This window comes from Ensifer sp. 22521, from assembly GCF_052044795.1.
In the GTDB taxonomy this organism is placed as follows: domain Bacteria; phylum Pseudomonadota; class Alphaproteobacteria; order Rhizobiales; family Rhizobiaceae; genus Ensifer.
In genome coordinates this window covers 60,380-85,434 of sequence record NZ_JBQENM010000016.1, presented here as the reverse complement: position 1 = coordinate 85,434, position 25,055 = coordinate 60,380, and the positions used below count along the sequence as shown (strand labels likewise).

16 protein-coding genes and 2 pseudogenes are annotated in these 25,055 nt (G+C 58.1%); 10 read left to right on the top strand and 8 right to left on the bottom strand.

Annotation, left to right across the window (positions count from 1 at the left end):
* Window positions 1-4 precede the first annotated feature (4 nt).
* Both ACTJKE_RS23265 and ACTJKE_RS23260 read right to left on the bottom strand, forming a co-directional pair.
* Window positions 5-1,246 (bottom strand): ABC transporter substrate-binding protein, encoded by a 1,242-nt coding sequence (locus ACTJKE_RS23265; RefSeq protein ID WP_427142574.1) that lies wholly within the window; start codon window positions 1,244-1,246, stop codon window positions 5-7.
* Window positions 1,247-1,322: 76 nt separating this feature from the next.
* Entirely contained in the window at window positions 1,323-3,689 is a 2,367-nt protein-coding gene (locus tag ACTJKE_RS23260) for a beta-glucosidase family protein (protein ID WP_427142575.1), read from the bottom strand.
* A gap of 192 nt (window positions 3,690-3,881) precedes the next feature.
* Here ACTJKE_RS23260 and ACTJKE_RS23255 point away from each other — a divergent pair, with 192 nt between their 5' ends.
* Together ACTJKE_RS23255 and panD are read left to right on the top strand one after the other, a co-directional pair.
* Window positions 3,882-4,922, top strand: a complete 1,041-nt coding sequence (locus tag ACTJKE_RS23255; RefSeq protein WP_427142576.1) for an AraC family transcriptional regulator — start codon at window positions 3,882-3,884, stop codon at window positions 4,920-4,922.
* Between the two features lie 446 nt (window positions 4,923-5,368).
* The gene (panD, locus tag ACTJKE_RS23250; protein WP_243016914.1) at window positions 5,369-5,827 is read left to right on the top strand and encodes an aspartate 1-decarboxylase; all 459 of its coding nucleotides are present in this window, start codon (window positions 5,369-5,371) and stop codon (window positions 5,825-5,827) included.
* An 88-nt stretch (window positions 5,828-5,915) separates the two neighbouring features.
* On the opposite strand, the pseudogene ACTJKE_RS23245 reads toward panD, so the two are convergent.
* From ACTJKE_RS23245 to ACTJKE_RS23230, 4 genes and pseudogenes are all read right to left on the bottom strand, one after another.
* Window positions 5,916-6,375 (bottom strand): annotated as a pseudogene (locus ACTJKE_RS23245) (DUF2493 domain-containing protein); the annotation flags it as partial.
* Between the two features lie 138 nt (window positions 6,376-6,513).
* Window positions 6,514-6,854: pseudogene (locus ACTJKE_RS23240) on the bottom strand (ArdC-like ssDNA-binding domain-containing protein); the annotation flags it as partial.
* A 459-nt stretch (window positions 6,855-7,313) separates the two neighbouring features.
* Window positions 7,314-7,835 carry a hypothetical protein gene (locus ACTJKE_RS23235; RefSeq protein WP_024899971.1) on the bottom strand — a complete coding sequence of 174 codons (522 nt, stop codon included), beginning with the start codon at window positions 7,833-7,835 and terminating at the stop codon, window positions 7,314-7,316.
* Between the two features lie 141 nt (window positions 7,836-7,976).
* Window positions 7,977-8,393: a transcriptional regulator gene (locus ACTJKE_RS23230; protein ID WP_427142577.1), complete on the bottom strand. Its 417-nt coding sequence runs from the start codon at window positions 8,391-8,393 to the stop codon at window positions 7,977-7,979.
* Between the two features lie 600 nt (window positions 8,394-8,993).
* Here ACTJKE_RS23230 and ACTJKE_RS23225 point away from each other — a divergent pair.
* From ACTJKE_RS23225 to ACTJKE_RS23195, 7 genes are all read left to right on the top strand, one after another.
* Window positions 8,994-9,428 carry a hypothetical protein gene (locus ACTJKE_RS23225; RefSeq protein WP_427142578.1) on the top strand — a complete coding sequence of 145 codons (435 nt, stop codon included), beginning with the start codon at window positions 8,994-8,996 and terminating at the stop codon, window positions 9,426-9,428.
* A gap of 316 nt (window positions 9,429-9,744) precedes the next feature.
* Entirely contained in the window at window positions 9,745-10,716 is a 972-nt protein-coding gene (locus ACTJKE_RS23220) for a DUF4238 domain-containing protein (protein ID WP_427142579.1), read from the top strand.
* Window positions 10,717-10,986: 270 nt separating this feature from the next.
* The gene (locus tag ACTJKE_RS23215; protein ID WP_427142580.1) at window positions 10,987-12,081 is read left to right on the top strand and encodes an ABC-three component system protein; all 1,095 of its coding nucleotides are present in this window, start codon (window positions 10,987-10,989) and stop codon (window positions 12,079-12,081) included.
* Window positions 12,069-12,560 carry an ABC-three component system middle component 2 gene (locus ACTJKE_RS23210; RefSeq protein WP_427142581.1) on the top strand — a complete coding sequence of 164 codons (492 nt, stop codon included), beginning with the start codon at window positions 12,069-12,071 and terminating at the stop codon, window positions 12,558-12,560. Before ACTJKE_RS23215 ends, ACTJKE_RS23210 begins: the two co-directional genes overlap by 13 nt.
* On the top strand, window positions 12,557-14,404 hold the full coding sequence (locus tag ACTJKE_RS23205; RefSeq protein WP_427142582.1) for an AAA family ATPase: 1,848 nt from the start codon (window positions 12,557-12,559) through the stop codon (window positions 14,402-14,404). The genes ACTJKE_RS23210 and ACTJKE_RS23205 overlap by 4 nt, the downstream gene beginning before the upstream one ends.
* Before the next feature lie 258 nt (window positions 14,405-14,662).
* Complete coding sequence (locus tag ACTJKE_RS23200; RefSeq protein ID WP_427277427.1) at window positions 14,663-16,603, top strand: ATP-dependent nuclease; 1,941 nt, start codon at window positions 14,663-14,665, stop codon at window positions 16,601-16,603.
* A complete protein-coding gene (locus ACTJKE_RS23195) occupies window positions 16,600-18,270 on the top strand; it encodes a UvrD-helicase domain-containing protein (RefSeq protein WP_440692567.1) in 1,671 nt (556 codons plus the stop codon). The genes ACTJKE_RS23200 and ACTJKE_RS23195 overlap by 4 nt, the downstream gene beginning before the upstream one ends.
* 162 nt (window positions 18,271-18,432) lie before the next feature.
* Here the strand turns inward: ACTJKE_RS23195 and ACTJKE_RS23190 are convergent, their stop codons facing one another.
* Entirely contained in the window at window positions 18,433-19,563 is a 1,131-nt protein-coding gene (locus ACTJKE_RS23190; protein ID WP_427143241.1) for an RHE_PE00001 family protein, read from the bottom strand.
* A 518-nt stretch (window positions 19,564-20,081) separates the two neighbouring features.
* On the opposite strand from ACTJKE_RS23190, the gene ACTJKE_RS23185 reads away from it, so the two are divergent.
* Complete coding sequence (locus ACTJKE_RS23185) at window positions 20,082-20,999, top strand: recombinase family protein (protein ID WP_427143240.1); 918 nt, start codon at window positions 20,082-20,084, stop codon at window positions 20,997-20,999.
* A 117-nt stretch (window positions 21,000-21,116) separates the two neighbouring features.
* Here the strand turns inward: ACTJKE_RS23185 and ACTJKE_RS23180 are convergent, their stop codons facing one another.
* A complete protein-coding gene (locus ACTJKE_RS23180; protein ID WP_427143239.1) occupies window positions 21,117-24,866 on the bottom strand; it encodes a hypothetical protein in 3,750 nt (1,249 codons plus the stop codon).
* Window positions 24,867-25,055 lie beyond the last annotated feature (189 nt).

Genomic DNA, 25,055 nt, shown 5'->3' with positions numbered 1-25,055 from the left:
AATATTATTGGCTTTGGAGGATGCCACTCAGGGTCTCGATCGCCGCCTCAGTCGGCATCGTCGGGTCGGTCCAGAATTGCGTGGCGAGATCGGTCAACTGGCCGTTCAGGTCTCCCGCAAGGGCGACATAGGCGGAGTTGACCGCCTCCCCCGGCCTGGCGAGCATGGAGATCCCCTTGGCCGCACAAGCGTCAAGCGAACTGGTATCGACGTCGAGGCGGGACGGAACAGAACCCTTGGCCGCGGCGATCTTCGTTTGGACGACCGGGTCCATCACGGTTTCTGCCAGCAGCGTCTGGCCGTTGATGCGGTCCTCATCGCTGTTAACCGGGAAGGCGAAAATATCAACGATCACGGCATAAGCGGGCTTTTCGCTCGGCGTCAGGAAGCAGCCGAACTCCTTCCCGGCCGTCAGCCCGCCCGCGAGAAATTCGCCGCGCGCCCAGTCACCCATGAACTGCATGCCAGCCTTGCCGGTGATGACAAGATTGGTCGTGTCATTCCACGAACGGCCGGGACTTGCCGGATCAGCATAGGTCGAAACCTTGCGGTATAGCTCGAACGCCTTGGGCAGGATCGGAGATTTCAACGCCTGCGGATCGCGTTTGACGAACAGTTCGTTCCAATAGTCCGGTCCGCCCAGCGCAAGGATAAAATCGGTGAGGATCGAGACCTCTTGCCACGGCTCGCCGCCGACAGCAAAAGCGATGTAGCCGGCGGCTTTGAGCTTGTCTGCAGCCGCAAACATATCGTCAATGCTCTTCGGTTCTTCAAGCTTTAATTCATTGAACAGCGACTTGGAATACCAGATCCAGTTATCTGCGTGGATACCCACTGGCAAGGCGACCAGCTTGCCGTCTACATTGAGCTTGTCCCAGATCAGGGGTGCCATCAGCTTCTGCCAGCCGCCGGTTTCTGCCAGATCGTTGAAATCGCGAAGCTGGCCCGCTGCGGCAAGGTCGCGCAGTGCCGCGTTCGGCGTCATCAGGACGGCGGAGGGCGGCTCCCCGCCGGCGATACGGCTGGTGGCGGCAGCTATGGCAGAGTCGAAATCGGCCGACGGGCTGTCGATCCATTTGCCGCCCCGCGCTTTGTAAGCATCGGCGATGGCGTTCATCGCCTTGGATTCACTGGAGCTGGTCCAGTACTGCTGGACATCGACCGTCTGGGCATGTGCTGCGCCGGCTACCGCGAGCAAGCCGAATAGGGTCAGTGTGGAAGAGAGGCGTGTCACGTTCATTTTCATTCCCCTTTTTCTGCAACGTGCTGTCGGTTCCGGTTCGACAGGATGGAGAGGCGCCGCTTTCTGCGCCCCGGAAATGTCAGGCGGCCTTGCCGGGAGCAGCACCCAGATCGCGGTTGATGCTGTCGAGAAGAGTGGCCATGTCGCTCTTGGTGATCTTGTCGCCCGCGACCCAGGCCACGGTGTTGTAGATCCCGAGGAAGGAGCCGCCGCAATATTCCAGCATCTTCTCGGTCTCCTCGTCGTCGAGGTCGAGCTGGACCTGTAGGAAGGCGCCGAAGCGCTTGCGGGCGAATTCCTGCTCCAGCACGATGGAGGGCTGGCTTTCGACATTTAGGATGGTGAGCGGCAGCGCTGCCGCATCGACATCAACCACGCATTCGCCGCGAATGTCGCGGGAGGAGGCGGCGACCTCGATGCTGAACTTGCCGACATCTAGCAGCCAGCGGCGATAATCCGGGTCGTAGTAGCGCAAATCGCGAGCCTCGACGGTAATGGACACGCGCTTCGTTTCGCCGGGTTGAAGCTCAACCTTGGCGAAGCCCTTCAGTTCCCGCAGCGGGCGAATAAGACGCGGCGCATGAGGACGGGCATAGACCTGCACGATCTCCTTGCCTGCGACCGGGCCGGTATTGGTCACGTCGACGGAAACGGTCAGTGTGCTTTCGGCATCGATTCGCTCACGATCGGCCACGACATTGGCATAGTCGAAGCTGGTATAGCTGAGGCCGAACCCGAAGGGGAAAAGCGGCTGGAGCTTGCGCTTGTCATAGGAGCGGTAACCGACATGGATTCCCTCGCTATAGACATGACGGTTGTTTTCGCCGGGATAGCTGAGGAACCCGGGCGTATCCTCAAGTTGAACCGGGAAAGTGACGGTGAGCTTGCCGCAGGGATTTTGGACGCCGAACAAAATATCGGCCACTGCGCGGCCCGCTCCCTGACCGCCGAAGAAGGCGGAAATCACCGCAGGCGTCTGGCCGATCCACGGCATGACCACCGCATCCGGGATTGCCAGAATGATGGCCATCTTGGCGTTGCGACGCGACAGCCGGTCTATCAACTCGTCCTGGCCGTCATGCAGGTTGAGATGGGCACGGTCCGAACCTTCGCCGTCATAGCCCACTTCGGTATTGCCGAAGAAGAGCACGATATCGGCAGCGTCGATATCGGCGAGCGCGGCCTGTTCCGTGGCGCAGCCGGCATCGAAATCGGTTACCCCATGGAAGCTGATAGCCGCGGTGGGGGCCAGCCGGCGGATTTCGTCAAGCGGAACATCGACATCGGTCGGCCGGGTGGTGGCGCAGCCGGATCCTTGGATGACCGGCTCCTTCGCAGCGGCGCCGACCACGACGATGCGCTTCAGCTTTGCCCCGTCCAGCGGTAGCAGCCCGCCCTCGTTCTTCAGCAGGACGGTCGATTCCGCGGCCATGCGCCGCGCCAGTGCATGATGCTTTCTGTAATCCACCGTCACATCGTCGCGGGCCCCATTGTGGGCCGTGCGCACCAGCTTAAGGACGCGCTGGCAAGCCTCGTCGAGCGCTTCCATCGACACGCGGCCATCCTTTACGGCATCCAGCAGTTCCTGCTTGCGCGCGCCGCTTTCGGGCATGTCAAGATCGTTGCCGGCGTTCAGCGAGGCGGGGCGGTCCTTGATGCCGTGCCAATCGGACATGACGAGGCCGTCATACCCCCATTCGTCGCGCAAAACCTCGGTAAGCAGCCAACGGTTTTCGGCAGCCTGAACGCCGTTGAGGCGATTGTAGGAACTCATCACCGTCCAGGGATTGCTCTTGCGGATCGCCCGCTCGAAGCCTTTGAGGTAGATTTCGCGTAGCGCTCGTTCCTCGACATCCGAACTCATCGTGGTGCGCTGCACCTCAGAATTGTTGCAAGCAAAGTGCTTCAGCGATGCGCCTACGCCGTTGTCCTGCATGCCGTTGATGACGGCGGCGGCAATATCGCCGGAAACGACCGGGTCTTCGCCATAATATTCGTAGGAGCGACCGGCCAGGGCCGTGCGGCGGATATTAATGCCGGGGCCGAGCAGGATGTGGACGCCGAACGCCTGACATTCGACCGCCAGCGCTTCGCCCAGTTCGTAGGCCAGATCAACATCCCAGGAACAACCGAAGGAGGAGCCGTTCGGAAAGCAAGTGGCCGGACGGGTGGCGCCGAAGGCGCCCTCGACGCCACGCGACGGGTCCGCATTGACGACGCTGAGGAACGAGGCAAGCTGGCTGTCGCTATCCTGCGGACCCTCGATCTGGTCGATCGAATAGCGCACACCGTAGGTGCCGTCAGTCATGAGGATTTCCGGGATGTTTAGACGGTAGTTGGTTGCTGTGCGCCACAACCCCTGGCCGCTTACCAGCGCCACCTTTTCTTCAGGCGTCATCTGGTCCAGCAATCCGGCCAACTGCTTGTCGGAAATGTTCCATTTCATCGGTCGTCTATCCTAATTTTGCGGGCACAGGCCAGCCTACTCCGGCAGGCCTCCTCGCCTTTGCGGCTCCCACGCCGCGCCAAAGAATGTCTTAACGATGTCACAGGAAACGCGATGCATCTAGCCGCGAAACTTGTTCTGGATATAGATCAGTTTTTGATATTTAGTGCTTTTGAAAGTAGGGAGGAGCACATGAACGTCGCCTATCTTAGTCAGGACCACTGGTGCGAGCGGAGCGGTTGTGGATTCGAAGATCACGGTCCATTCGGCCAATCCTACTGCCGAGCCTTTGTACATGGCTACGCCGACGTACCATACCACTGGCACCGGGAAATGGAGATAGTTTTCGTTCTGCGCGGGAGCTTCCGTCTGATCGTCAACGGGCAGGTCTGCGAGATGCACAAGGACGACCTCATCATCATCAACGGCGATGTCCCCCACAATTCCACGTCGATTTCCCGCGATGCATTGATCTGCGGCGTGCATCTCGACAGCAGCCATTTCGAGCGCATGGGACTGTCAGGGTTTTCCAGCCGGCAGTATCTCTGCCGCACGTTCCTGCATTGCCGCTCTTTCATGAACAAGGTCGCCCCGATCAAATCGCTGATCGCTCGCATTATTGTCGACCAGGCCGGTCGGCCCGAGGAAGAAATGGCGCACCAGACCGTCGCCAATCTCTTGGCTTGCTATGTCTACCGCTGGATACCCTTTGAGGATGCCGAGACCGCGAATGCCCAAATGCGCGCCGACAGCCGCAATCGCATCTTGCGCATTATGGATTCGCTCGGCGGCCAGGACGAGGGCCAGCACCTCAACGAGATCGCGGAGGCGGAAGGCTTGACCGTCAGCCATCTTTCACGGCTGTTCAAACGGCATCTGGGCATCGGTTATCGCGATTATTCGCAAAACCTGCGGCTCGATAGCTGCGCGGGCGATCTGCGCACCACCGACGATACGATCAGAACGATCATGGAGCGCAACGGCTTCGGCAATCCCGCCGTCTTCTACAACAAGTTTCGCGCCCGCTTCGGCTGCAGCCCGGCGGAATTTCGACGCGGCAGCCGCCCTCTCCGTCCGCAAAGCCTCCTTACCGACGAGGATAGTGCCACGGCTCTGAAAATTCTCTCCACGCATGCGGCAGGATTAGGCAGAGCCGCAGACCTAGCACTCGGTTTGACTGTGCCAAAGCGTCATATCGTCCTGAGCGCCCCTCATTATGCCAGCCTGAGCTGATGTGACGATCAAGGGTTGGCTATCGAGCTTGCTGTGCGCTCATTTAAGGGTGGCTCATGAAATCGGTAATCATCGTCTGCGGGGCGCGGCGGGATTCGATGGTAAGGAGTTGAGATAGGAAACCGGTCTACGAAAATATCCACGGCAGCGGAATGGCAGACAGCGCAGTATTCCCGCGAGATCAGATCATCCATTGCGGGCCAGATACTTGGTGTGGACGGCAGTTCTGCCCAATATGATCGACGACGTCGAATTGTGCCACTGGGAGGGCGAATGAAAAACCGACCTAGCACGAATTGACCGGCTGTTTCCGCATTCCGCTTTTCGGCGTAACCGGGCATGGGTCGAATTCGAAGTATCCTCCGGCTCTTTTGGGCAGCTAACGTCTTTTGCTGAAGCCAAGATTCTTCTAGTAAAGCCGTCGTTGAAATTTGAGGCGAGGAAACATGCGAAAATTGGTGGCCGGTAAACTGCACGGCATCTACGTGACGGAGGCAAATCTCAACTATCATGGCTCGATTACTCTGGATCCCGATCACTGTGAAGAAGCTGGCATACTTCCGATGGAGTTCGTCGAGATCTGGAACAAAAATTCTGGTGCCAGGATCTCGACCTATGTCATCCTGGGTGAGCGAGGTTCCCGGTGCTGCATTCTCAACGGTGCTGCGGCACGTACTTGCCAGCCTGGGGATCAAATTATCATCTGCAACTCGGTCTATCTCGACGAGAGCCGGATCATATCGCTGAAGCCGAAGATCCTAACCTTTGATAAGAAAAACCACATTCTGGATCGAATGAGTTACTCCGTGTCAATCGACAACGAAGGAAGGCATTCCTTCGAAATCCTTGATGATGCGAATGCTGCACTTCCGATTCCGCTTCTTGTCACCAAGCCATCCACTTAGCCATCCAATTGCCCACCCTCGACCGACCGCCTTTCGGTCCGCCGTGCGAGACAAAGCCTTTCGGGACAGCGCGGCCTACGCGCCGCCTGGCCTGCCAGACCGGGATACCAGGCGGCGCGCCTTGTCGGCGAGATTGCCGTGATGCCATTACCCGGAAAGACAATCAGACCGCCCGGAATGACCGACAGCACCTCGTCGTTGCGGCGGAACGGAGCGGCCTTGACGTGCTTCGTCCAGTTCGGCTTAAAGGATATCTGGGTCACCTTGCGAGCCTCCGCCCAGCAAGCAGCGACCGCTCGGCGCCCTTCGGCGAGCCACCATGAAGCAAGACCATGTCGGGATGCTTGGCACGGCCTGATCGAGCTTCGCCCAGATGAAATCGTGATCGTTGTACTCCATCCCACCTGCGAGGGCGATCTTGGTGTCTGCGGGATCAGCACTTCGGTCTCGGCGCGCCGCCGGGCAGAGAGGAAGTTGCAGCTATCGATCATCGCCGCGGTCATGTTGGTATGGCTGATTTTCGAGCCGGTGCGCGGCCGCTTCGTTGAAATCGCCCAGTTCCGGGGTGAGCACGAGTGGTCCAGCGGATCACGGTGCTGCAATCGCTCGTCAAGGATGTGTGTGAACAACGCCTGCGCAGATAGGGTCATTCAGGACAAGGCGCGGACGACGCCGGCCTTTGCCGGCAGATGGGCGCCGGTCTCATTGGTTTCGGTGCGGATAAAGGACCTGGCGAAGACGACGGTGGTGCCGGTCTTGCCCTTGCGGACCGCCGCCCCGAGTTCGAGCGCCTGGCGAAACGTCATCCAGGTCGGCGCCAAGCCGCGGGCAATCGACCAGAGCGGCAGGGCGTTGATGCCGGAATAGGTTGGCCGTTGTGGCGCAGGGGCCGGGTGATCCGGTCGCTCGCATGAGCCGTGTTCCAGGGCTGTATCCAGGGTCGCACACCCTGTTCGAGCTCGGCGATGATCTTGTCGGTGATGCGGCCGTAGAGATCGGATCGTTGGTTTGTGTGTTGCTTGCGCATGTTCGAACCTCCGTTTGAGGTCCCAACCGAGGTCCCAACCATCGCGACCCGCTACGGCGGTCAGAATGCCGGGCTGCAAGCGCCGGCCCGCGCCCGACAGGGCCGCAACGGCAGTGGAGGACGGCAACGCCGTTGCGGGGCGGCGCGGACCCGGCAGGACCTGAAAGCCGGGGAGGTCGCGAGCCACGCCCACCACAGGGCCATTCTATTGCAGCCGGACACTACGACCATTGCACGGATCATCGGCGGCGCCAGTGAAGCGTTAGCCGAACTCGGTCGCCCTCACCGCCCGATGCTTTCGCCGCCCTCGCCTTGCCAGTGAACGGGCGACATCGAGGACGTCGTCGCGCGAGGCGGTTGTTCTTCTTGGGCTTGGCCTCGTTCATGAAATCCGTTGCCATGCCGGTTTTGGACCGCGCGGCTTTCGCTCGTTCCAGGTGAGCGCCGCCTCCTCGTTGTCTATCGGGCAAATCGCTCCAGCATCTTTCTCAGCTGGGCGTTTTGGAGTTGAAGCTTCATCGCCAACTGGCGGCGCAACTGCCAGATCTCGTCATCGAGATCTTGGAAATCGTTTGAAACGGCGGGTGCTGTTGATGGTGTCGACGGGCTCTCGGCCGACGCGTTTTTCTTTCGAAACACGCGCGCCTTACGAGGCTTCGTTGTCGCCGAAACCTCGTAAGGCTCGGTTTGCAAATCGAGGCCCGTCGTCGTGGCGGGTTCGTCCGGACCAGCTGGTACTTCCACGACCCTCTCGATATCAGGAACATCATCGGAGGCGCTCGAATCCGCATCGACCTGATCGGCGGGGTCTTGCGCACCGTCAGCTGGCAGCGCCAGCGCAGCCGGTGGTTGGAACCGAGCCGACTCCTGCGTCTCATTGACTATCGGCGTCTCGGATGTGTCCTCGATGGAGGCGCTATTATTGTCCTTGCCATGTCGTCTCGTGAGTCCAACGAGAAATTTCCAAGGGGACGCCACCATCTTTCCTCAGCCTCGCGCTTTTTCCGACAGTCGAGCTGCCTTGAAATGCTTCGGCGGCAGACAAGCCGCCGCCGATGCTCATGGTCAATGGGAGCAGGATGAGTACGGTCGGCCTTAGCCGGCACGCTTGTAGGCTGCTGGTCAGGCAAGACCGAGGCGCTTGCGCAGATCTGCGTTTTCCTGGCGAAGCTTTTCTGCAAGCGATTTGCGCAGCATCTGGTTTTCTTCCTCCAGCCGAAGCAGCTCCGCCATGTCGTCGGCAGCCGAAACGGGCGCCTTTGTCGCGACGGGGGAGGACTTTGCAGCGCTCGTTTTGCCAACCCGCTTCGCTCCGCGTGCGGCTTCTGCGACGATCGGCTTGGTTTTGGCTGCACGCGCCGGCCTGCCACGCTTTGGCGCTGCAGCAGGCGACTGGGTCTCCACCATGATATCGGCACTTGCCGTCTCGGGCGCCGCCTTCTTGGCGCGCGGTACGCGCTGCTTCTTCGGCTCTGACGCTATTGCAGCATCGGTGATCACGGAATCGCTATCGACAGTCGCATGGGTTTCGTTGGCCATAAATCTCTCCTGTGGTGCCAACACCGTTCTTGGCTGCTCCAATGGCGCTGTCAATAAGGACGTCTGTTCGGAACTCACCGGCGATGAAGAAATTGCGCTGTCTATGATGTGATGACCGGCGTCACCGGAGACGTCAGCGCTTACCGCAGCAGAAACGGCTTTGAGATCCAGGTTACCCCAAATCGAGACCGGTTTCGAAGTCTGCCGCCGACGGCCGGATTTGAATTCGACAACGAAGTTTCGTTGCGGCTTTCTCATATTATCAAAACCTTGAACTTACCGAGGAAGATGGCGCTGCTGACCAGCGGCACAGTGGCTTTGTCCTCGCAAATAGCGTCATTAACTAGATCAGTCGAGAGCGACGCCGCCAAGTTGAGGCCTTGGATGAGGATATGGTCGCTATCATGTCTCCGACTATACGCAGTGAACCACTTGCGGTCGCCTCGCTACTCAACCCGTCCCGGGCCTGCTAACGACCGGTCAAGTTGCTTCGCCTTGATGATATTCGAACCTAAGACCAGCTATATAAGTTGACGTTAAGGCACTGAATGCTTGAGATAATGCCCTTTGCATTTGTCTGAAAGCAGCGAGAATCTAGATATGGATCAACTCGATAATCTCGCCCGACGTTTCCGCGACGCGATTGAGGCGACGCCTCGCAGCCAGTTGCCGATCACTATGCAATCGTTCCCACATGGTGCCTGCGGAGACGCGACACTACTGTTAGGGCATTTTCTCAAATTGCAGGGTCTAGGCACCTTCGATTATGTGCTTGGCGAGAAAGGCGACCATACCCATGCGTGGATCAAGCATGGCGATATCATCATCGACATCACAGCCGACCAGTTTACAGAGATCGACCAAGCGGTAATTGTCGCCGCGAATTCGGTCTGGCATGAGCAGTTTACATCCAGTGTCCTCCATGAGGCGGACTTCATGATTTACGATAATTACACTCAGGCTACTTTAGGAGCGGCTTACCATTCGGTCATACGGCAATTGGAGGATATTCTCCCGCCTGTTCTGGAGGACTAGCATGGATCTGCTAATCTTGCTTTCCCAACGCACACTGCTGCCGGGCTTTGTCGGTCATATTCCGACAAAGCCGGGACAGGCATCACGGAATTCTCTATTATCCAAGTCCGCAAATCAAACACGCTCTGGTTCTGCTGAGATAGGAGCAAGCTTTTGAGCTGGGCGAGGGGTTGTTGCGTCCGATCTCTGGAAACAACCACGCCAAACCATATCGCCGGCGTGCTTGACAAGATGACAGGCACGAATCCGGCGCCTACTGCTGAGCAACACTCGGCGGCAATCCACCATTCGCTCTATGGTCCATTCAGGTGCTGCTGTGGCTCTTGATCACTATGTCTCCCAAGTCCATCTGAAGAATTTCTACGCTCCAGCGCTCGGGGAGCGCATGTATGCGATGAAGAAAACGGACTTGAAGCGCTATACCTGTGACGCCTATAGCCAATGTCGCATCGAGGACGGCAGCACCAACCCCTATCTGCAGGAACCCCGCGTCATTGAGGAATTCTTGCACGGCGTGGAGCCAAGGTACAACTCTGCTTTGGTCAAGCTGCGAGAAGGTCGACTCGATCCCGAATCCGTATTCGCGATTGCCGGCTTCGCTGCCTATGTCCAGGGATGCGCGCCTGGCGGTATGCGCATCCATTCGCGACCGCTTCAGGAAACCGTCGCCGTGACAACCGCCATGCTTGAAGAATCGGGTATGCTTCCGCCGCCACCCTCCATGTTCAGAGGCAAGACGTTGGCCCAGCTGTTGGACAGCGAGGAAGTCTTGGTGACGGTCGATCCCAAGTATCCGCAATCCATGGGGATCACCAATATCCTTCGTAGTACGTCGATCTGGGGAAATTCATGCTGGGACATTCTTATTAATGAGAATCCATCAACACCGTTTTTCACAAGCGACTATCCGCTTGCAATCGAGCCTTCGGGGCGAGCTGGTATAGTCAACCGGATCCTGCCTCTTGCACCCAGTCTCGCCATCCGCATCCTGCCGGACCTCGAACAACGAGGCCGGCTGGATTTAAGGTTTGCGAACCTGAGAACCCGTAGGATCAACATTCGGCGCCAAGATGCAGCGGAGATCAATCGCCGGATTGTACAATGCGCGGAGAGCGTGGTCTACTTCTCGGAGGATCTGCCTTGGATCCCGGCGTTCGTCGAAAAACACCGGTGGTTCAAGATTGAGCCAGAAATCTCGCGGATACCACAGGGTGGCGGCCAGATGATCGTCTCTACACTGCGGATTTCGAAAGCCGCCCCGGCAAAGATTGATCAAGTTAAAAACTAAAAACCCGACACAAATTTATAATCGCGACCAAATTGCGAATGCGGGCATCGCTAGGGCGTGGGATCGAAAGTTCATCACAGCGCCTTCGACCGTTACGACATGCAACGGCGATTCGTGGTGTCAATAGTTCGATTTCTGGAATAAACAGAATGAAGGTGGAAAGAGGCGGTCACCAGCACTAAGCGACGTACTTGAGGTTGCATGTATCATTGCCCCTGCTATGACTAAAACCTTAAAACACATAAGATTTGGCTCGAGCGCAGGGCTGCAATGCAGGCGACATTGATTTCTTTACAAGACGCGGTGAAAGACCTACCGTCCGTTAGGATCCTGCTAGCGCACGAATTCGAGAACGGACCACGGATTGATCCCCTCAAGATCATTCAGACCTATGAGGCCAGCGAGTGGGAAACGTTCATCGACGAATGGGTGCATTCTCTCAAATCTACTTATGTCGGCGTCATGCGTCCGACCGGCGCTGGTGACAAGGGAATAGACATTGCCGGCTTCTGCGACGCAGACAAGCTGCTCGGCACTTGGGATAATCATCAGTGCAAGCATTATAGTGCCCCCTTGGGTTTCAGCGTAGCCGCTCCAGAAATCGGAAAGATCCTTTGGTATTCGTTCTCGGGCGTATACAAAGCGCCGAGAGCATGCCGCTTTATCGCGCCGAAAGGGGCCTCTACGTCGCTATCCCTTTTGCTGACCAACGCGGATAAGCTGAAAACGAAGGTAATCGCGGAATGGGACAAATCCATCGCCGGAAAAATCACCTCACCCGGTCCGGTCAAACTGGAAGGCAAATTTCTCGACTACGTCAGTAGTTTCGACTTCAGGATCTTTTCTGCTGAACAGCCGCGGACAATCATCGAGGCTCATGCCAAAACGCCCTACCATCTTAGTCGATTCGGTGGTGGCCTGCCGTCGCGTCCGCAACCCGACGCTGTCCCAGCCGAGGTCGAGGAAGCGGAGACGACCTATACAAGCAAGCTCCTCGACGCCTACTCAGAGCATAAAGGAGAGGCGGTCGCAACCGCCTCGCAGCTAGACAAGTTTTCCACGTTGAAAACCCACTTCCAGCGATCCCGTGAGGCATTTTATCATGCCGAGTCACTGCGGGTGTTCGTGCGCGAAAAGGTGGAGCCCGGAACCTTCGAAGGATTACAAGCCGAGATACTGGATGGTATCCAGGACACCTATGATGGGGAACATCCTGACGGTTTCGCGAGAGTGGTGGCCGTGACCGAAAAGGCGCAATCCATCGCTCTCGATGCGCACCCGCTTAACAAAAGCGCCCTGCCCAAGGATCGCCGGGGAATTTGTCACCAGCTCGCGAACGATGGGAAGCTGACATGGCGACGCTAGTGTCCTCAGCCTCCGCTTTCAATGGTCCGCTCGAAACCGGTGTGAGGGCGGTCTTTGTGCTGCACGCGCATTTTCCGCGAGCAGTAGATCTGAACCGGCTGACCGCCATGGACTACCTTGTCGTGAGAACCAGCTTAGTCGACGGTCCAGCGGACTTGCATCCGCCGACCCCGATCATGTCGCCTGTCACTCAGGTTCGAAGGAAGTCCGTGCAATCAGCTGTTGCCTTGATGATGTCACGAGGGCTCATCGAGCAGCTTGCTGACGAAAGCGGGATACTGTTTCAGGCGGGCGATAATGCTGAATTCTTTGTCTCCGCGCTGCAGACGCCATACCTGCAGCAATTGTATGAGCGCGCCCAATGGCTCGCAGGCCATTTCGAGAATTACAGCGATGAGGGTTTTGACGATCTGATGCGAAATCTCCTCTCGAACTGGGTATCTGAGTTCCAAGACGAAGCGTCCGGGCCGGCATCATGACATATTCAGGCTTCCAGATCCGTCATCTCTCCTTTCACGGCAAGGACAGAAAGCCGGCGATCGTCTCGTTCCAGTCCGGCCTGAACGTCGTCTATGGGGCCTCCGATACCGGAAAGTCGTATATCGTCGAAGCAATCGATTTCATGCTTGGCGGCAAAGGTCCCCTCCCCGATATTCCGGAAGCAAAGGGCTATGAGCGCGTGTTGCTCGCGATCGCCTTCGACGACGGATCGGAAACGACGCTGCTCAGAGGCATGACTGGCGGACAGTTCCAGGCGTTCGAAGGTTTGCACACGTCGATTCCGGATACAGGCGGTAGTACCCTTGGAGAGATCCACAACGAACGCGATGAATCAAACCTCTCTTCTTTCCTCCTGTCAAAAATCGGCCTAGCAGGTAAAAGAATCAAAAAGAATGCGAAAGATGACACCCAAGCCCTGAGCTTCCGCAACCTCGCGAGACTGGCGATCGTCAACGAAGAGGAAATAATCCAGAAGCGTTCTCCGTTGTCGGACGGAAATTACACTGCGAATACTGCGAACACCTCCGTATTCACAATGCTTCTGACCGGTGTCGATGACACCGCCCTTCTATCGCGCCAAGGCACCTCTTCCGAGGAGCAGAAACGTTTGGCGCAGATCGATCTTCTCGATCAACTGATCGCGGAAGCTCAAAAGCGCATCACGTCGATATCCGGCTCCCGAGATGAATTGGCCGATCAAGAGGACCGGCTCACGAAGGCGATGGACAATCGCGTCGAGCAACTCGCGTTCACCGAGGAAAAGTTCAAAACGATCTCGACCAAGAGGCGGACGATTATTCAAAAGCTCGAAGCGACCAACGAGCGTTACACAGAGATCGCCACCCTCCTCGAGCGTTTCAATCTTCTGCAACAGCACTACGGCTCGGATTATGAGCGTCTGGTGGGCATCCGGGAGGCGGGAAGCTTTTTCTCGGTACTCGAACAAGAGATTTGCCCGACCTGTGGCGCCTTGCCCGAGCATCATGATTCCAGCGCCGTCTGCCACGGCGATATTGGGGTGACCGTCCTGGCTGCCGAAGCAGAGATGCAGAAGATTGAAGCTCGGCAATCGGAGCTGGCAACAACGATGACCGCTCTGAAGACGGAGGCGCAGTCGATCGAGAAGTCGCTTCCCACTATGAAAAGCTCCCTGAGAGCATTGTCGATTGAAATCGAGACAGTGGTCTCACCCGACCTGCGAAAACAACGTTCAACTTACAAGGAACTGGCTGACAAAGGCGCGAACGTTCGCCAGGCACTCGGGCTCTTCAGCAATCTGAGTGATCTGACCAGTCGTAAAGCCGCCCTGGAACGGCAGAACGACGGGGGCTCAAACGATGCCGCATCGAGCACCCGTCTAACCAGCACCGTCGTCGCCCCGTTCACTGAACTGGTTGAGAGTGTCCTCCACCAATGGGGGTTTCCGGGTGTGGATCGCGTCCACTTCGACACGACAATGAAAGACCTGATCGTTTCGGGCAAGCCGCGAACCTCCTATGGAAAGGGGCTGAGGGCGATTACGCAATCGGCGTTTACCATCTCGCTGCTGCAATATTGCGCCGACAACGATCTGGCCCATCCGGGCATCGTCGTGCTCGATTCCCCTCTGCTTTCCTACCGCGAACCGGAGGGAGCCGACGACGATCTGAGCGATACGAACCTGAACGGAAACTTCTATAGATATCTTCTTGGCCTCGAAAGCGATCGACAGGCGATTATCGTTGAGAACATGGATCCACCGTCAGACGTCGAACTCGGTGATCGAGTGATTCATTTTTCCGGGATGGTTGATGAAGGTCGCTTCGGGCTGTTTCCTCGGTGACCGATCGAGAACAATGACGCCAATCAGCAATTCTCGTCGTGGCTGAAGGAGCGGACCCTGATTTCGTCGTTCGCGCCCACCTTCCTCGGAGAGGAAATCCGGATCAACACCTTCAGAAAGGCATCGTAGGCGCACAGCCTGGCCGCCCCCTGGATCGCGTGCTACGGCACGTCAGTCGCGTCACGTTGGACATCGTACCTGCGGCCTTAACTTCCGCTCGTCTCGGTTTCTTGTTATCGATTTGCGAGGAGATTCGTCATGAAATTGGTCCGCTTACGGCTTAAAAACTTTCGATCTTTTGGTCAAACGGCAACCGTTATTGACCTCTCCGACATGACTTTCTTTCTTGGTCCGAATGGCTCCGGCAAAACGGCTGTTCTGCAGGCTTTGGCGAGGATGTTCAGCCTCGACCCGGCTCAGCGAAAAGTCCGCAAGTTGGATTTTCACGTTCCCAACGACGAGAAGGAGGCGCCACTGGATCGGCGCCTGTGGATCGAGGCCGATTTCCAGTTTCCTGAACTGCTGAACGACGACGGTGTGCCCAAGCCTGCGGTGCCTGGCGCATTTGCGCATATGCAGCTTGAGGCGCCGCAAGGCCCGGCACAGGTTCGCTTTCGCCTGAGCGCGACGCTCGATCAGGATGGCGAAGTCGAAGAGAATTTTACCAACGTCCTGAAGGTCGACGCTAACGGCGAGCCGAAGGCCGAGACACGCGTTTCAAAGCAGGAACGGGGGAGCATCCAGGTCCATTACCTGCCGGCGCGCCGCGATCCCGCCGACCACATTTCCTATTCGGCAAGTGCCTTGCTTGGGCGGGTGCTCAGAGCCGCAAACTGGACTACGGAGAGATCGACCGTCGATGGCCTGACCGAAAAGATCAGCTCAGCGCTCGCCGGCAATGCCGCAATGGTCAGTGTGACGCAGGCACTCGGCAAGTCATGGGAGGTCCTGCACACTGGCCGCCACTTCGCGAGCCCTTCGGTGTTCTTCGGGCGCAACGAGATCGAAGCGCTGCTGCGCCACATGAGCGTCGTCTTCACGCCCGGCCACGACGAACCGAGCGTCGATTTTTCAAGATTGAGCGACGGCCAGCAGTCTGTCCTTTATCTCTCGATCGTGCTCGGCGTCCACGAGCTCAACCAGCGAGTTTTGCGAGGCGAACTCAAGACCGAGTTCGATATCGACAAGCTGCGCCCGGCGGTCTTCACGCTGATCGCTGTCGAGGAACCGGAAAACAGCCTCTCACCGCATTACCTTGGACGTGTGGTCGCCAGTCTGTCCGCATTCTCCAAGGGACAGGATACCCAGGCGGTTCTGGCAACCCACTCGGCATCGATCATGCGCCGCATCGATCCGAAGCTCGTTCGGTATCTTCGGCTTGCCGCCGATCGCACCACACGGGTTAGGACCATCCAGCTCCCCGACAGCGAAAAGGATGCCGATGCGTTCAAGTTCGTGCGCGAAGCCGTACAGGCGTTCCCCGAACTTTATTTTTCCCGCTATGTCGTCCTTGGCGAGGGCGACAGCGAGGAGGTGGTTCTACCGCGCGTGATCAGCGCCATGGGCACCAGGATCGATGATGCCTCCATCTCGGTCGTGCCGCTTGGCGGACGGCATGTCAACCATTTCTGGCGCCTGCTGCACGGGCTCGAAATCCCCTTCGTCACCCTCCTTGATCTGGATCTCGCCCGTCACGACGGCGGCTGGGGTCGGGTTCGATATGCCTGCCAGCAATTGCTTGCTTATGCCGACGTAAAAAAGACTGCGCTGACACCCGACCATATCAAGAACATGACAGCGTGGGACGCTGAACCTCGACTGTTGAAAGATACCGGGAAATGGTTGTCCTTCCTCGAAGGACAGGGCGTCTTTTTCTCCTCTCCCCTCGACCTCGACTTTGCGATGATGACGGCTTTCCCGCAGGCCTATACGGTGGAAGCCGCCGAACTGGTGGCGCCGACAGAGGCCAAAATCAACTCCGTGCTCGGTGAGTCTCATGGCGCGGTCGATCAGTATGAGGCGGCGCAACAGACCTATTTCGGTCCTTACCACAAGCGCTTCAAGGTGGGCAGCAAGCCGGTCTGGCATATCCGCGCAATGGCCGAACTTGATGACGCAGCGCTTGTTGCGTCGCTCCCCGGGTCGCTGAAACGATTGACGGAATATGCTTTGGCCGCTTTGAAAGCGATACCGGAATGATCCCCGTCGAACGGTGGAAGCCGGCAGACAGCCTCATCCTCGAACCGAACGCCCTTCTGGCGGCCCGAACCACCGCCGGGCATCTGGCCATCACGGCGGGGCCGGGTGCGGGCAAGACCGAGGTTCTGGCGCAACGCGCCGACTTCCTGCTTCGCACCGCGACCTGCCGCTATCCAAGCCGGATACTCGCAATCTCGTTCAAGGTCGACGCCAGCCAGAATCTGAAGGATCGGGTTCGTCTGCGATGCGGGAACGATCTGGCAAGCCGGTTTGACAGCTACACGTTTCATGCCTTTGCAAAGCGAATTATCGACCGTTTCCGGACGGCTTTGACCGGCGCTGATCAGCTCGACGACGACTATAGTGTCGGCCCGCGCCGCGTCGAACGGCAGTCGATTACATTCAAGGACATGGTACCGCTTGCCACTACCATCGTTCAGACCAACGCGATCGCTCGCAATGCCATACGCTACACCTATAGCGACGTCTTCCTCGATGAGTTTCAAGATTGCACGAGCGAGCAGTACCAGCTGATATCCGACTGCTTTCTGGCCTCACCGGCAAGACTGACCGCCGTTGGCGACACCCGCCAGAGGATCATGGGATGGGCAGGAGCCCTGGAGGGCATTTTCAAGGTTTTTGCGACGGATTTCGCCGCCGTGCCCCTCAGTCTCTATCAGAACTTTCGAGCCAAACCGCGGTTGCGCAGGATGCAGAATGCAATGGTCCGCACCATGGACCCGGCGGGCGCGGTCGATGATGCCGAGCTTGCGGGCGACGAGGGCGTGATCGAGATCCTTGAAGCGACAGATGCGGTCGACGAGGCGGAACGGCTGGCCGTCGCGATCAGGGACAGGATCGACAATGATGGGGTAGCGCCGTCGCAAATCGCGGTTCTCGTCAGCCGCGACCAGCAGTTCGTCTGCCAGCGGCTGCGTGAAGCATTTCAGGCGCACGGGATCCCGTTCCGGGAGGAAGACAGTACGCAAGATTTTGCCTCCGAGCCTGTCGTCAAACTCATCACCGATCTGCTTCTGGTGGCGGGGACCGTTGCGAATGCCGACGCACATCGCAGACTTCTGAGCGCGATCATCTATACCCATAGCATGGACGAGGAGCAGGAATATCGCGCCAGGCATCGATGGGCGCGGTTTGTCGAAGAGATCCGGTCTGCGATTGCCGCCGGCACGATCGCCAAGGGCGACCGCGCAGGACTTCAAACGATCGTCGATCAGCTCTTTGCACTGGTAGGCCGGGACGCTGTGGTCGCAATGTCGTCGGATTACGGGCAGGCCAACCGTTTGGACGAACTGGTTCAGTCAGCAATTGACCGCCTGCATGTTGTTCTTTCAAACGAGCCGGACATCGGGCTTGCGCTCTCGGCCTTTTCAGCGGACCGGGCGGTCCGCGTCATGTCGATCCACAAAAGCAAGGGACTGGAATTCGACACGGTCATCGTAATGGGTGTCGAGGCACAAACCTTCTGGTCGAACCCTGTGGATGAGCGATCCGCCTATTTCGTTGCGATATCTCGGGCGAAGGAGCGTCTCATCCTCTCTGTGGCGGCCCATCGCGAGCGGCCCGAAGGATGGCCGTCCCACCGTCTCTGGGGTAGTGCCCGACAGCCTCATGCCGAGTTCCTGAAATATGCCGAGACCTATCGTTGAAAATCGATCGGGAAAGAGCACACCCCAATCGGGACACCTAGGCGAGGGAGACCAAGAGTAAGCGCGTGCGAAGAAGATCACAGTGGTCATCATAGCGAGGGCGAGCGTGAACGACAGGGGTTCACCCGCGCCGGAAGCCAGCGACGGACGTTGGCGCCACCATTATACTACGCCCCACGCCCGAAACCTCCCCCTCCCCGTCATCTCGCGCAGGCCAAGCTCCAAAACAATCCGCCGCGCCGCCTGCGGCGTGACGTCGAGCGTCTTCGCCACCATCCCGGCCGAGACCAGTGGCCGTGCCATGACAAACGCGACCAGTTCCGGCAGCTTTGAAGACGTCCGCCTCCCCTCCAGTTTCCGGTCCATCATCGTCTTTGCCAGCGTCAGCCGATCATGCTCTTTCAAGCCAATCTCGGCGGCCGCGATCAGGCCGTGGGCGATGGCCAGCAGCCGGGTTTCCCGATCGCGATGCCGGCGCCGATCGACGGGAATGGTCTTGAGACCAAGGTTGATGGCAGCGAGATGAGCACCTGACGTGATGCCTGCCTGGCGCAATATCGGCGCGGCCAGCAGCCGGCCGAGCCAGGGTGCATGCTGCAGGACGGCAAGCTCGTTCCAGGCATCCAGGGCGACGATGGCCTGCAGCATCGCCGGCAAGTTTTCGGCCTGACGCAACACGCCACGCCATTCATCGAGCCGGGCATCCTCATCCCAGTCGAGATCATAGACCAGCGGATCGGCCGGAGCCCGGCCGGGCTTTTTGGCTCGCTCGATCGCAGCGTCAGAGCGCGCGAGCAGCGCATCGATAGCAACATAGTCGACGCCAGGGAGATCTTGGGCGTCGTCGGTGTCATCCCCCTCCCCTTCCGCGTCGATCGCGATCGCCGGCCGAATAACTCCGGTCGTCGTAGCCTCGTCCGCGCCGCCCGCCCCGATCTCCGAAGTTTTCCGCAGCGAGCGGATGCCGTCGGCAGAGAACGCCCAATCCGGGGATTGACCGGCGATGCGCCGACGGGTTCGCAGCACGTCGCGGGCGATTGTCAGCTCATGGGTGGGTGTGCGAATATCCTTCGTGGCGTCGTGGAGGACGAGGTCTTCGAGATGGACGAGTTCGCCGTCGATCCACAGTGAGGCACAGGCGTCGGTGAAATGCATGCGTTCGAGGAAGCCTTGGCCAACCGGCGAGCAGGCAATGCGCTCATCCAGACGCGTAAGCGCGATACCGGCGTCGAAAGCCGGCCGCATCAAGGTGGATATACAGATTTTCGCGAGATCGTAAGCCATTGAAATCATGGTAAATGATTTCTTATAAGAACTCTATCTGAATATTCCGGTTCCTCACATAGTATGATTGGCGGTTGGTGCTCTAACCATCGATAAGTAATGCTTATCGGAAGTGATTGCCAGAAGCCCGCAAATCAGCGATGTCGGTCGCCCTGGATCGCCGGAAACGCCTGGTTTTCCGGGCTTCCAAGGCGATTTCGGCCGGGATGACCGGATTCACTCATCGCAAAATTCGGCGACCGCCGCCGGTGCACATGGCCGGTCCTCATTTCCGGAATTGAGCGCCGGCGCCCTTCAGCAGGCTTCTCCTCCCGCAGCCATCACCAAAGCCGCTGTTTTTCGGGCATTTCCGCCCTGGAAGCCCGCTGACGCGCATTTGCTACTGCGGACGCTCCGTTGCTCGTCCGCGGTAGCATTTCGAGTCTGATGGGCCGCTATTCAATGCCTAAAACACGCTTGCAACTGACCATTTTCTCGCGCATTCTTTGTTTGTACAAAGCGGTTTGAAACGAGACTGGTGAGGCGTCATGGCGAAGCGACAAACCGCAAATATCCAGCAGCCCCCAAAGCGGCTGATCGGCTACGCCCGTGTGTCGACGGACGATCAGCTACACGATGCCCAAATCGATGAGTTGAGAGCCATCGGCTGCGATCGGATCTATCAGGAGCATGGTTCCGGTGCGTCGCGCGCGCGACCCGTCCTGACGCGGCTGCTCGGCGAACTCACCGCGGGCGACGTCCTGGTCGTCGTCCGCCTCGATCGGCTGGCGAGATCCGTGAGCCACCTCTTGTCCGTGATCGAGGATCTGGAGGAACGGGGCGTGCATTTCCGATCGATACGGGACCCGATCGATACTTCGACGCCACAAGGCATGTTTTCCCTTCAGGTCCTCGGTGCTGTCGCGCAGCTCGAGCGGGCGCTGATCGCCGAACGCACCAAAGCCGGCATCAGGGCGGCGAAGGCACGCGGCAAGCTTCCTGGAAACCCGGGTCTGCGAGAACGACGACCGGAAGCAATCAAAGCAGTATCAAAAGCACGCGAGAAACTCTATCTCGACGAGCTCGTTGCGTCCGCGCAGACGTGGCTGCCAATGGTGCGGCAACTCCGTCCGCAACACAGTTGGGACAATGTCGTGCGGGTGCTCAATCGCCGCGGCCACGACTGGACCGTTGAGCGCCTTCGTCGAGCCGTTCATCGCATGGTTCGCGAAAAGCTCGCGGAAAAAGAACTTTTGGCCCGGTCCCCTCGCCGCGCGCCCGAGGACCATCTGATGAAGCTGGTAGCAGCAATCACCATTGCCGATCCAACTCTATCTCTTCGCGACATCGGCGCTCAACTTGACCAGATGGGTGAACGGCCCGCACGAGGCGGCAAGAAATGGCAGCCCTCTTCCGTCAGGGACTTGCTGGACGAAGCCCACCGGTTCGGCCTTATCCGGCGCTGAGTCACCATCGATGAGCGACCGATCGCTCGGTTCTCTTTACTGCCGAGGAGTGTCGACCGGTTCTCTAGGCCCGGCATTGAAGAGTTCCACTACCTAGTGCTTTTCGACCGTCAGGGATCATCTATTATGGCCAAACACATCATCGATCTTGCGGAAGTTGCACACCCTGTCCACCAGCTGATCCACGGACTTGGCAAATTGCATCGGTACGATCCTGTCCGTAATCAACGCCGAACGCAGAATAAGTCTGTCCGGATCTAAGCCGGTGAGTTTTCCAAGAGGACCAGGGTTCTTTTTGAGGAAGGCGACGCGATCCAGATGCTTCTGGATCGGTGTACGCTTTCCGTTGCGCTTGCCCGCCGTCGTGTAATCCGCCAGCCGGTCGCCGACTTCTGCGACGGTGCGGTCGAGTAAAAGGCGCTTGCATTCGATGATCCAGACTTCCTTCGTTTCTGTTTTCCAGGCCAGAACATCGATATCGCCTGCCTTCTTGTCCGCGCCAAAAAGGGTCATGAGTTGGTCCGGTTGCGCATCAAAACCGTTGCGACGGAGGCTGGCGGCCACCGCATGATTGAAGGCATGACCACGTTCATTCACGACCTTACCGATCCAGCGATCGATCTCCTTTGTATCAAACATTTCCGAGCCCAGCCGCCCATCAACGACATCGAAGATTCTTCGGATAACCCGGGATGTGAGAATTGGAAAAAGCAGCATTTCAGGATCAGCGTCCTCGGTAATCTGGATCCACGGCCGGCGTGTCAATGAAAGCCTTCGGTTCATCCGCCAAGGCTGCCAGTCGCGTCCCGATCCGCGTACTGGGTGCGGATCGTTCCACACAGGTCGAGGCAGCAGTGTCAAAGCTTCGTATGCGCGTTCCGCATCAACATCAGCACCAACTTCTCTCAAGATGGCCAAAGTCTCGCTTTTTCGCAGAACCAGGAAAAGCGTGCGTTGCTCCAACCCGCGTGCGGCTACCACTTGCGAGAGGTCGATAAGATTTACAATGGACATCCCGAATTCGGCATATATCGCTGCGTTCAAATCAGGATCTAGCCCGTCCGGCACATCGTCATTGCTTTCGTCAGAATCCGCTTGCGCAAAAGCGGCACCATAGGCTTCCGCAGCATCATGAAATGCGCGGTCGCCCTGGGCATACATGTAAGGTAGATGGAGTTCCTCCAAGAAGCCCCTGTCAAAGATGAAGCTGCCGTTCCTCGCGATTTCAAGCGGTACTTTGGCAAGCCCGTAATAGTAGGCATCGCTCTGCGTGGCACAGTCGATCATTGCACATGTATCGGCCAGCAGTTCGTCAAAATCGATAGCGGAGCAAGAACGACCGCCGTCAACGGGGGAGGTGCAGATTGCCATTTCTGCCAAGGCACGGCTCGCAACACTCGACGCCGCCCGCTTTGCCTCCCGTTCATTATGCACAAGCAGGACGTTTTCCTGGTCGCGGTGTAAGGAAAGGAGTGCGGCCGCCGTCTGCTTCCAATCAAAGCGGTCCTTGTCGATCGCCTCGTGATTGAGGATCGCCAGTTCGACAATGCTGCGGCGGTTGATCGTCTCCAATCGTGCTTTTATGCGCGCCCAGACAAAAGCAACTGTTGAATGAAGCAGCGGTTTGACGTCAGCGGCGGGGACGACACCATGGCGGTCAGTTCCGGCGCGACGAGCCAGTCTAGATACGGACCAAGCGTGATCTTCCTCAAGCCAGAAGCGCGGCTTGGGCATAGGAACGGCTGACAGGAGCATTTGCGGTATGTCTTCGGCGGGAATGGCGTGTACGAACCTCGCCTCATCCGTTCCAACGACCCTCGAGGCAAGCAAATCCGCCCAGTCCAGCGAGCGTTCAACACCAGCAAATTCACTTGCACCCATTGCCATTGCGGCGATCAGGTAGCGTTCGGCAATATTGCTGGCATTGACATAGCCCCGAAGCACGGGAACGGTGGACGTGATATGAACAACACCTCCGACCAACCTGACACGCGGCCGCTGTGGTTTCTCATCGGCCTTGGGCAGACTGTCATCGAGATCGGCAATATCCGGAAAGTCCAGCACGAAGGAAACCGGCCAATCGGGTAGGGAGGCCAGATCCGCCTCAAGAAGTCGCGCGAGTCGCACCAGCCATTGCTGCGCAGCATCCCAGATCCGCAAAGTAAGCTCGGGTCTATCATTGTCAGTCCTGCGATACTCCACCCACCAAGGTCGGCGCGCGGTTTCAGTGACAGCCATAAACATATCGTCTACGGCTTCCTGCGGCGCAATGAACAAGGGGAGCGTCTCAACTTCCTTGAAGAACGATGCGGTTGACCGGCGTTCGACTTCGATCAAAGTGCGGCCCGTCGGGCTAAATGTCAGATGGTAGTCGATGGCCTTTCGAATGCGCGCCCTCTCCTGCCCCTCGAAGTCCGCCGGGATAATAAGGATGTCCGCAGTTGTATTCTCTGCCGGCAAAAAATCGAAATGCTGGCTGCGGAGATAACCGTAGAAATTTAGAAAGCCGCCGAAATTGACAAGCGAGTTCCCTTCAGAGGCGATCTCCTCCTTACGTGACAAGAGCTTCCAGATGCGCTTGCCGGTAAAGTCGATGTCTCGAGCCATCCTGGCCGCGTCGCCAAGGTCGAGATCGGCGCGATGCCAGGGAATTGGCGACCGGTCGAGGTCGATCGTATATCCACGCCCTGCTCCGCCGCGCACGAATACGGTAAGTCCGCGGCGATAGTCCGCTCGCGCGGCAACCTCCCGCTCAAGACGAGAAAGGGCCTCGCAGATGCCGACTGAGATTTGCTCCATCCCATTGAGACCCGTGCCGAGCGCTGCGTTCAAATCGTCGGAAAGATGGACGATCAGCGCGTAGGCGCCCTTATCGAACTGGGTTTCGATCACATGGACATTCCGGCTGAGCTCGACCGGCCCCGAGGCGTTTGTCATTTCCCAGCCAGGTAGGATTCTGTGATAAATTTCCTGCAACTCAACGGCCCTGAGTGCGTCTTCATAACGGGGGAGGGCAGAGGCGTCGTTCGCTTTCTCCAGGATAAACCTGCGCGCGGCGACACCGATGGCAGTTGGCAAAGCAACCAGCCAATTGTTGCCCTTACGGATGAGCGGGTAGCGTTCGAGGCTGCTGTGGGAAAGGTTCTCCGACGCCAAAACACCATAATCCCGGGCATCCAGGACGAAGGGCGCTATGTCGCGGGCAACCACGTGAAGCGCGATGATGTCCTGGAAGGAAAATTGAACCGCGCGTCGTGTCAACTCGACGCGCTCTGGAGTCACCTTGATCTTTTGCTGTGGCCCAACGGTTGTCATTTCGTAGCGTTGGATCCCGGCTTTTTCTGCCATCTTGCGTGCGAGTTGAAGTAAGGCCATCACATTAGCCATCGCGGACGCCGCCCAGGGTTCGTCCATCAACCGGAGCAAGGCAGCCATCATATTTTGAAGGCAGAAAGCGCTATCGCGCCACGCACCCTCCAGCAGGATCGCGCTACCACTCGGTGAGGGAACGACAGTGGCAAAAACGTCTTCGACGCGATCTTCGCCGATGCCAAGGGCATCGCTCAAGAGGATATCATTCAGCCATTCACGGATCTGCAGGAGAGTTGGCTTCTGCGTTCCCCGGCAGTGCAGGACAGCCAAGTGGATGAGGGCTTCAATGCGAGGGGTTGCGCAATGGTTGTCGGGGTGGGTTAAGAGGCCGGCCAGGATCTCAACAATCTCAACCAGATCGAACTTCGCCAGTCGTTTGCACAGTTTGGTCTGGCGCCGGGAGAGGGCGCTCACCTCGGACTCACCGTCACCCGCACGCAGGTCCGCCACCGTGGCAGCGACTGCGGTGAAAGGGCCGTTGTCGAATGGCTTCATGAAACTGACCTTCTATTCATCAACAACCGAAACGCAGGGCGTCCGAAAACCCTGCTTGGGTAAACCCGGAAGCGATGCGACTGTGCAGGGCGGTTTCATATCATGAGTCGTCGTGGTGAGAGCGCGGCGTCAGATCGACCCCTTGCTTTTCCGCCTCTTGCTGTTTGTTGGGAGCTCCCAACAGCTCGC